Here is a 9,790-nt window from a genome sequence, read left to right as displayed (position 1 = left end):
CCTGTGGGAGCGAGCCTGCTCGCGATGCGGAGTGTCAGTCGACAAAAGTGCTGACTGATACTCCGCATCGCGAGCAGGCTCGCTCCCACAGGGGATGGTGTGAACTGGGATCTTGGTCCGTCAGTAAACATCCCGCCGATACCGCCCCTGTTCGATCAAGCGCTCCACTGCCTCGGCTCCGAGCACGTCGTTGAGCACCTGCTCCACGCCCGACGCCATGCCCTGCAAGCTGCCGCAGACATAGATCGCCGCACCGTCGTCCAGCCATTGCTTGAGCAGCGCGGCCGATTCCAGCAGGCGGTCCTGAACGTAGATTTTCTGTTCCTGATCCCGGGAAAACGCCAGGTCCAGGCGTTCCAGATCGCCGGATGTCACCCATTCCTGTAACTCATCACGGCAGTGGAAATCATGCTCGCGCTGGCGCTCGCCAAACAGCAGCCAGTTGCGCTGCATGCCCTCGGCCACGCGCGCCTTGAGCAGGCTGCGCAGGCCGGCCAGACCGGTGCCGTTGCCGAGCAATATCATGGGCACGCCCTGAGGCGGCAGATGGAAGCCGCTGTTGCGGCGCACCCGCAGACTGATGGCGCTGCCCAGCGCCGCATGCTCGGTGAGCCAACCGGAACCGATACCCAGGTTGCCGTCGGTGTGGCGTTCCTGGCGTACGATCAGTTCCAGCCGGCCATCGGCGGGAATCGAAGCGATGGAATATTCGCGCAGTGCCAGGGGCGGCAGGGCATCCACCAGGGCCTGGGCATGCATGCCCACCAGATGGGCGCGATTTTCCGGCAGTTGGCGGTTGGCCAGCGCCTGATCGAGACGTAGGGGCAAGCCATCGACCTGCACGCGAGCAACGCCGGCGATGCCCAGGCCCTCCAGGAAATGTTCGATGGCCGACAGGTCATTGCGCGGCAGGATTTCCACCAGGTCACCGGCCAACCAACTGTTCGGGCCGGGCGCGGTGAGACCCAACAGATACACGCCAGAGCCGCTGCTCTCGGGGTTGAGCAAGGTGCGCTGGTGCAGGGTCCAGTTCTCGAAACTGGGCGCTTGCCAAGTGTCCAGCGGAGCCTGTCCGGTCAGTTCGGCCAATTGCTGTTGCCAGTGACGCAAGGCGTAAGGGTCGCCACTGTCGACTTCCACCGGCGCGAACAGGGCCTTACCGCCGTGCTCCGACAGCCAGGTGTGCAGGCGTCGGGCGAAGCCGCAGAAGTTTTCGTATTGCCGATCGCCCAGGCCCAGCACCGAATACTGCAGGCGCTCCAGGCTCATGGCCCGGCCCAGCACGTTGCGCTCGAAACCCCGGGCGCTGTCCGGTCCTTCGCCGTCACCAAAGGTGCTGACGACGAACAAGGCGTGGCTGCAGTCGCTCAGCTCCTGCTCGCTGACACCGGCCAGCGGCTGGACCTTCACCGGCAAACCGGCAGCCTGGAGCTGGCCGGCGGTCTGCCAGGCCAGTTGCTCGGCGAAACCGCTCTGGCTGGCGAACCCGATCAGCCAGGCGGGCGCATCGCTACGGTTGGCACCTAGCGCCTGGCGGGCATTCTTGATTTGGCGCTGCTTGCGGCGACGGTCCAGGTACAGCAACCAGCCGGTGATGAAGAACAGCGGCATGGTCAGCGCGGCGACCGTCACCAGGATCCGCCCGATCAGGCCGAAATAGCTGCCGATATGCAAGGCATAGACGCTGGTTAGCAACTGCGCCTTGAGGCTCTTGTCGCTGTAGCGGCTGTGACCACTGATGACACCGGTGGCCGGGTCGAGGAGGAGCTGGTTCAGCGCCCGGTCATGAGGCGCGTTTTTCAGCAGGTAGAACACCGTTGCCGGTTGCCCGGCCACCGGCGGCATGCGCACGTTGTAGGAGATCAGGCCAGGGCCCGCGGCGCTGTAGATGCTGCTCCACATGGCTCGATAATCGGCCACCGGCGGCGGGCCGCTCGGCGCTGGGCCGCGGTTGCGCACCCGTTCTTCTTCGGGGGAATCGGAGAGCAGGCGGGTCACGCCTTTGTTGTACCAATCGTAGGACCAGGTCAGACCGGTCAGCGCCGCCAGCAAATAGAACGCCAGGCACCAGGTGCCCGCCATCGAGTGCAGGTCCCAGTTGAAGCTGCGGCCTTTTTTCGCCCAGTCGAGGGTCAGCCAGGCACGCCAGCTTTTCCATTGGCGTGGCCAGCGCAGGTACAGCCCGGACAAGCAGAAAAACACCAGGATCAGCGTGCAGGCACCGGTAATCTGTCGACCCACATCCTCCAAGGCCAGGACGCGATGCAGCCTGAGTATCAGAGCGAAGAGATCCTGGCCTAGCACATCGCCCATGAATTGTGCGTTGTACGGGTTGAAATAGCGCATGGGGCCGCGCTTTTCCCCAGGCGGGGCGGCGAAAATTGCCCGTGCGGCGTGGCCGCTGTCGGTCTCGACCCAAAGCATGGCGACGGTTTTACCGGAAGCGGCCTCGATCTGTTGCACCAGTTCGGCAGGCGGCAGGACGCCTTCCGGTTGTTTCGGGACCATCAACACCTGGGGGTTCAACGCCCGCAGGATCTCGTCCTGAAACGACACCGCGGCACCGGTAATGCCCATAAACGCCAGGACCAGCCCGGCGCTGATGCCGAAAAACCAGTGCAACTGGAACAGGGTTTTCTTAAACACGTCACTCGCCTTTCAGTCATTGCTGTTCATCATGGCGCGCATGTTATCGAGAACCATTCATAAACACACATAAAAGCCACATGATTCAGACAAGCCTGAAGCCAACAGCATTGCGCTCATGGGCGCGTTTCGCGCTATTGCAAAAAAGCCCGTGACACAGTCACGGGCTTTCGGGTCCAGCGACCAGCCAATTACACGTAGAACGACTTCAGCGGCGGGAAGCCATTGAATTCCACTGCGCTGTAGCTGGTGGTGTAGGCGCCGGTCGACAGCCAGTACAGACGGTCACCGATGGCCAGGTTCAGCGGCAAACCGTACTTGTAGTTTTCGTACATGATGTCGGCGCTGTCGCAGGTCGGGCCGGCGATGACCACTTCTTCCATCTCGCCTTTCTTCTCGGTCCAGATCGGGAACTTGATGGCTTCGTCCATGGTTTCGATCAGGCCGGAAAACTTGCCCACGTCCGTGTACACCCAGCGCTCGACGGCGGTACGGGATTTACGGGCGACCAGCACCACTTCGCTGACCAGGATGCCGGCGTTGGCAATCAGCGAACGGCCCGGCTCCAGGATGATCTCCGGCAGGTCGTCGCCGAAGTCTTCCTTGAGGAAACGGATGATTTCCTCGGCGTAGGTTTCCAGGCTGTTGGTGCGGGTGATGTAGTTGGCCGGGAAGCCGCCACCCATGTTGATCAGCTGCAAGACGATGCCGTCTTCTTCTTTCAGACGCTCGAAGATCACCTTGACCTTGGCGATCGCCGCATCCCAGACGCTGATGTCGCGCTGTTGCGAACCGACGTGGAACGAAATGCCGTACGGCACCAGGCCCAGGTCGCGGGCCAGGATCAGCAGGTCCATGGCCATGTCGGTCTGGCAGCCGAACTTGCGCGACAGCGGCCAGTCAGCGGTGGTCGAGCCTTCGGTAAGAATGCGCACATAGACTTTCGAGCCCGGCGCGGCCTTGGCGATGTTGCGCAGGTCGGCTTCGGAGTCGGTGGCATACAGGCGCACGCCCTTCTCGTAGAAGTAGCGGATGTCCCGGGATTTCTTGATGGTGTTGCCATAGCTGATCTGATCCGGGCCTACGCCACGGCTCATGACTTTATCCAGCTCATAGATCGAAGCGATGTCGAAGTTCGAACCTTTATCCTTGAGCAGGTCGATGATTTCCACTGCCGGGTTGGCCTTGACGGCGTAATAGACCTTGGCGAATTCGAAACCGGCGCGCAGGTCGTCATAGGCCTTGGAGATCATCGCGGTGTCGATCACCACGAACGGGGTTTCCTGCTTGTCGGCGAACGCCTTCATTTTCTGAAAGGTCTCGCGCGCGAAATAATCTTCGACCTGGATCGACATACTTGGGACTCCTACTGGCAAACATCAGGATCAATGGGTGTAAGGGCAAGCAGCCCTCGTGAACGTCCTCCGTATCCCCACTTTGGTTCGCCTACTTCCCAAGGCATTGCCGCCGAAAGCAAAAAGGCCATCCAGGTCGTTTGAGAGCTACTGCGCTTGGCAATACTGCGTTGGGAAGAGGCTCGGAATGCTCATTTACAACCAGTAAACTCCGCTTCCTCGCCTCTTCCCGCCTTGTCTTGCCTGCGCTCGCTACGCTCTCAAACGACCTGAAGTTTGATTCCCTTGGCCTTGCTGTCTCGTCGTCAGTACTTGAGCCGGATGGATCGTTTCCAGCATGGACGTTCGGCGCGAACTTTAGGGCGTGAGGGGCCTGAGATCAACAAAAAATGTCGCGTTTTTGCACTCATTCGTCGTGCGGCCCGCGACAGCTCCTGATGTAACCGACCTGTGTGACAGTCAGATGTTCCTCGGCAATGCGACACAGACCTCACGGGTGGCCCTTGCACATGGGAATGTGAGGGGAGCCTTTTATACCGCAGATCATTTGTTGATTGATGACCGCCTGGTTATGAAGAAATCGTTTAAACAGCCTTAAAAGACTGTAAGTTTTGACAGTGGGCGCGACGAAGCGATTATCGAATACTCATCTCTCAAGTTGTACTCGCCGCTGAATAAAACCGGTGTTGGGATTATGTCTGATTGCGCGGTTTATTAGGCGGGGTTTTATGACGGATTGAATTGAGCGAAGAAAAAGCTCTAGGAGAGAGTCATGCGCAAACGTCGGGTCATCCGGATATTAAACATTTCTTTGTTTCTCGGGTTTGTATCGGGCTCCAGCCTGTTGCAGGCAAGCCCTGGCACCGATACGGCCAAACTGATGGAGTACTGGTATCGATTGACCGCACGGGATTGTGGAAGTGGCAGGTTGGCGTCTGATTGCTCAGGATTGATACTTCGAGGAATCGTCAGTAAACAAAGTTATTTGCCGTGGGATGCCAGTCCGTTATCGCATAGCCTGGAAGCGGGGGGCTCGGGTATTGCCGCCGGAGGTACATCGGTTTCATATCTAAGAAAAGATGTGGAATTCAATGGGCTGGGCATGCTCAGGTTCAATGGTTTTGCCTTGGTGCCCAATGATTTTGTGAATGAGCTGGAGCAATTCAAAATCAAAGTGTTGTGTGCCTTTCCTATTGATTCCTGGACGAATTATCGAACCAACAGCGGCTGTGGCGACTATCAGGAAAACGGGAACTCCCTCGGCGTTGTCGAGGACTATTGCCAGAAGCTGGGCATTAGCAATGCCAAGGCGTGGATGGAACACTATGACCGTCAAACCCGAGACCCGGAAGCGACGAAAGCGCACAAGTTTCAATGCGGTTTTGATACCACCAAAGACTACTTCGGTACCTACAACAAGGCTGATGCATTCAATACGTTTGTCGAGGCACGAAAGATTTTGGCCAACGATCCTGATGAAAAGGGTGATGCGATCCATACTCAGTCGGAGCTGAGAATTGAAACCTGGCCGGATAATAAATACTGGAAAAGGGACTGGAGCAGCCAGGAACGGGTAAAGTTTGACGCGCCTGTCGCCAGTGACAGCGACTCAGCGAAAGCCACGTACCTGGAACTCCCTATCGCTGCTTTTATTTATGAGAGTGGTGTTGATTACATTGACAGAACTACAAAGACTTTTAGGTCTCGTGAGCTTGCTCGAGATGATCAGCGTCGATGGGTAGAGCAAGGCAATACGTGGAAGCCGATCATCAAGATACAGTTTCCTAAATCGATCGCTGAGGACGCGAAATTTGCCTACTACCCCGTCGATCAGCACGTTCAACCGCCCGTGGATAGTCGCTCCTGTGATAACTACATAGAAAAGATCGAGTGGGACAACAATTATGTAGAGCCTGTCCTGGGAAAAATTTCATCGCTCAAGGTCACGCCCACGGCGTGCGGAAGAAAAGCCGGCGTAGGAAAAACCAATGTCGTGCTGGCCGAGTTGGCGATCAAGGCGGCTGCCCTTGATCCGAATCGCAAGGACTGGAATTTCGACAACATGGGCAGCAGCATGCGCCGACAGTTGGCCTGTCATCTTGATTCCCCCGATATCGCCGAGAATAAACCTACGTGGAGCCTTGAGCCCGCTCGTCCCTATGTTGCCCATGATGTGATTATGAAGTTGCCGGGTGATAACCGCTGTAATCCTCATTGAAGGGGCAGATCAGGCTGTTGACCCGACCGGGATACTCAAGGCGACGAACATGGCAAATCTCACGTTTAAAAAATCAGCAGAGCTGTTGATTCTACTGGGCAGTCTGTGTGTTTCGCCGCTGTCCTTTAGCGAAGCACTGGTGGGCACGATCGTGCAGTCAGGAGAAGCAACGGCAGCCGCCTTGACCCGCAACTACTACGACACCGCGGTCAACTGCGGGGCTGCCACGGCACCTGCTTTTTTATGCACGGGTGTCCTGGCACGCACGACCAATGCAGGAAACTTCGATCCTTGGGACCACAGCGAATTTTCCAGGACCAGCGGCGCGGTTTCATTTTCCTACCTGAGGGCCGACGCCAAGTTTGGTGGTGCGCCATGGGGCAATAACGAAGCCCGGCATGGCTATATTTTTTATCCCACCCTCCGGGCTCCGCAGGGAAAAATGAAGCCCTTGATCATCTGCTATTTTCCCTACGATGGCGCGACGATCTATCGCAGCAAACCGGGCGCCCGCGGTTGCCGTGACAGCATTACCCAGTTCGTCTATCCCCTGAGTAAACCTTGTAATGAACAGAATATTTTCACTGCCAGGGCCTGGCTGACCCATTTTCGAAGGGTCAGTTACGGAAACCCTGCCAGTTGCGCGTGGATGCTCAACGATGCGTTGAATGAGCAAGCCGTGGCTAACTTCAATGCGGGATTGCAGGTCAGAAAACTTGTTGAACTTGAGCCCGGAGGCGCCGATTTTAACTTCAAGAATCACAACGAGCTTCGAATCGAAGCCTGGCCGGAAAAAAATCCGGCTCCGCTGCCCATCCAGGCGTTTTTCTGGATCACCGGTTCAAACGATCTGGAAGCCTCCCGTACCGACCAAAAAAAATATCATGAGCGCACCAACGGTCTTGTTGTCCCCATCGTTCGTGTCACATTGCCCCCCAGCCCACAAGGTCATTTCAGTTTTCAGTATGTGAGTGCGGACCAGGCGATCTCCCCGGTTCTCCCGATGCCCGCTTTGGCCCCACCCACCATTCCCAAGGCTTACAGCTCCGTCTCTGGCGACCGTCTGAACACTAAGGATATCTATAGGGATGAGTACCTCATCGTGCAATTGCCCACCGAGGCAATTGCCGCCTCCGATATCCTGAGTGTTCGATGGGGAGGCCGCGTGCCATACAGCAGTCCGCCGGTCGTATATGGCGAGCTCCCCGCGGACAAACAGGTGCTGATTCCCCGCATTGAGGTCGTCGATAGCATTGGGCTTACCGTACCGGTGAGCTACACGATCAAAAGAAGTGGTGCCGGTGAAACCCTGGAGTCTGGGGTGCGGTTTCTGACCATCGATCCCCAGGCGCTGGTTCTTCCGGCACCCAGTTATGCCTCGGGGACCGTCACGGTCAACTCTCCAGCTCCGACGGGCTCGACCCTGCGCGTACGTGTCATGGGGCAAACCCTCCTTGATACGCCCCATCAAATGGTTACGGCCGGTAAGCCCAACGTTTTCGTGCTTGACCCGACCTGGGTCTCGAAACACAAGGGAAAAACGGTACTGATCAATTATTCGGTGTTTACCACGCTCAGCCCGCAGTGGTTGTTTTCCCAAGTGCTCCGGGTCCAGCTATAAACGTCAGGCCGACGCCATCTCGGCTGGCGAAACAATACGGGTCTTGCCTCCACGGGACTTGCGGTTGATGGCGGCTACCGCGCCGAAAGGTTCATCCATCAGCAACAACGGGTATCTGGCCACCCCGGATGTACCCAAGGGTTCGGTTCCTGGCACAAGTTGAGCTATAATCACCGCCCTTTTTTGAATCACCTGCCAGGCGATTTCCCATGACCAAACAGGCCGCCGAAGTCGCGAAACGCCGCACTTTCGCCATTATTTCCCACCCCGATGCCGGTAAGACCACCATCACCGAAAAGCTCTTGCTGATGGGCAAGGCGATTGCGGTGGCCGGCACGGTGAAATCTCGCAAGTCCGACCGCCATGCCACCTCCGACTGGATGGAAATGGAAAAACAGCGGGGTATTTCCATTACCACGTCGGTCATGCAGTTCCCGTATCGCGATCACATGATCAACCTGCTCGACACCCCGGGCCACGAAGACTTCTCCGAAGACACCTACCGTACCCTCACGGCGGTGGACTCGGCGCTGATGGTCCTCGACGGCGGTAAAGGTGTTGAGCCACGGACCATCGCCCTGATGGACGTCTGCCGTCTGCGGGATACCCCGATCGTCAGCTTCATCAACAAACTCGACCGGGACATCCGCGACCCGATCGAACTGCTCGACGAGATTGAAGCGGTTCTGAAGATCAAGGCTGCGCCGATCACCTGGCCGATCGGCTGCTACCGCGATTTCAAGGGCGTGTATCACCTGGCTGACGACTACATCATCGTCTACACCGCCGGGCATGGTCATGAACGCACCGAAACCAAAATCATCGAGAAGCTCGACTCCGACGAGGCCCGCGCCCACCTGGGCGACGAGTACGACCGTTTTGTCGAGCAACTGGAGCTGGTGCAAGGCGCCTGCCATGAGTTCGACCAGCAGGAATTCCTCGACGGCCAACTGACCCCGGTGTTCTTCGGTACCGCGTTGGGCAACTTCGGTGTCGACCATGTGCTCGACGCCGTGGTCGATTGGGCGCCGCGTCCGCTGCCGCGCGTGGCCAACGAACGCACCGTGGAACCGGTGGAAGAGAAGTTCACCGGGTTCGTGTTCAAGATCCAGGCGAACATGGACCCCAAGCACCGCGACCGCATCGCGTTCATGCGCATCTGTTCCGGCAAATACGAGAAAGGCATGAAGATGCGCCACGTGCGCACCGGTAAGGATGTGCGCATCGGCGACGCCCTGACGTTCTTCTCCTCGGAACGCGAGCAATTGGAAGAAGCCTTTGCCGGTGACATCATCGGCCTGCACAACCATGGCACCATCCAGATCGGCGACACCTTCACCGAAGGTGAAGTGCTGGGCTACACCGGCATCCCGCACTTCGCCCCGGAGCTGTTCCGCCGCGTGCGCCTGAAGGACCCGCTCAAGTCCAAGCAATTGCGTCAGGGCTTGCAGCAGTTGGCCGAGGAAGGCGCCACCCAGGTGTTCTTCCCGACCCGCAGCAACGACATCATCCTCGGCGCCGTCGGTGTGCTGCAGTTCGACGTCGTCGCCAGCCGTTTGAAAGAGGAATACAAGGTCGAGTGCTCCTACGAGCCCATCACCGTGTGGTCCGCTCGTTGGGTCGATTGCGCCGACAAGAAGAAATTCGAAGAGTTTTCCAACAAAGCCGTGGAAAACCTCGCGCTCGACGGCGGTGGTCACCTGACCTACCTGGCGCCGACCCGGGTCAACCTGGCACTGATGGAAGAGCGCTGGCCGGATGTGAACTTCCGCGCGACCCGTGAGCATCACTAAGCGCTGAGCTGTACACCCAGAACCCCGCACCGAAAGCTGCGGGGTTTTTTATTTCCACTTAATGATTGGACTCCACCAATTCCCCTTGTGGGAGCGGGCTGATCGCAGGATCCATGTTCACCTCAAGTCCCCTGTGGGAGCGAGCCTGCTCGCGATG

Annotated in this window: 6 protein-coding genes; 3 read left to right on the top strand and 3 right to left on the bottom strand. The window is 58.0% G+C overall.

What is annotated here, in order from left to right; translation table 11 throughout:
• Window positions 1-120: 120 nt before the first annotated feature.
• Window positions 121-2,646, bottom strand: coding sequence for a PepSY domain-containing protein (locus HU811_RS20670; protein WP_186657838.1), 2,526 nt, complete (start codon window positions 2,644-2,646; stop codon window positions 121-123).
• 191 nt (window positions 2,647-2,837) lie between these two features.
• Window positions 2,838-4,001 carry a type III PLP-dependent enzyme gene (locus HU811_RS20665; protein ID WP_186657836.1) on the bottom strand — a complete coding sequence of 388 codons (1,164 nt, stop codon included), beginning with the start codon at window positions 3,999-4,001 and terminating at the stop codon, window positions 2,838-2,840.
• Between the two features lie 772 nt (window positions 4,002-4,773).
• On the opposite strand from HU811_RS20665, the gene HU811_RS20660 reads away from it, so the two are divergent.
• Both HU811_RS20660 and HU811_RS20655 read left to right on the top strand, forming a co-directional pair.
• On the top strand, window positions 4,774-6,219 hold the full coding sequence (locus HU811_RS20660) for a DUF2599 domain-containing protein (RefSeq protein WP_186657834.1): 1,446 nt from the start codon (window positions 4,774-4,776) through the stop codon (window positions 6,217-6,219).
• 49 nt (window positions 6,220-6,268) lie between these two features.
• On the top strand, window positions 6,269-7,840 hold the full coding sequence (locus tag HU811_RS20655; RefSeq protein WP_186657832.1) for a hypothetical protein: 1,572 nt from the start codon (window positions 6,269-6,271) through the stop codon (window positions 7,838-7,840).
• A 3-nt stretch (window positions 7,841-7,843) separates the two neighbouring features.
• Here the strand turns inward: HU811_RS20655 and HU811_RS27605 are convergent, their stop codons facing one another.
• On the bottom strand, window positions 7,844-7,978 hold the full coding sequence (locus HU811_RS27605) for a hypothetical protein (protein ID WP_263642028.1): 135 nt from the start codon (window positions 7,976-7,978) through the stop codon (window positions 7,844-7,846).
• A 71-nt stretch (window positions 7,979-8,049) separates the two neighbouring features.
• Here HU811_RS27605 and HU811_RS20650 point away from each other — a divergent pair, with 71 nt between their 5' ends.
• On the top strand, window positions 8,050-9,633 hold the full coding sequence (locus HU811_RS20650; protein ID WP_092459580.1) for a peptide chain release factor 3: 1,584 nt from the start codon (window positions 8,050-8,052) through the stop codon (window positions 9,631-9,633).
• Window positions 9,634-9,790: the final 157 nt, after the last annotated feature.

It is taken from the genome of Pseudomonas tehranensis, from assembly GCF_014268615.1.
Classification (GTDB): domain Bacteria; phylum Pseudomonadota; class Gammaproteobacteria; order Pseudomonadales; family Pseudomonadaceae; genus Aquipseudomonas; species Aquipseudomonas tehranensis.
This window is presented reverse-complemented; position numbering and strand designations above follow the sequence as displayed.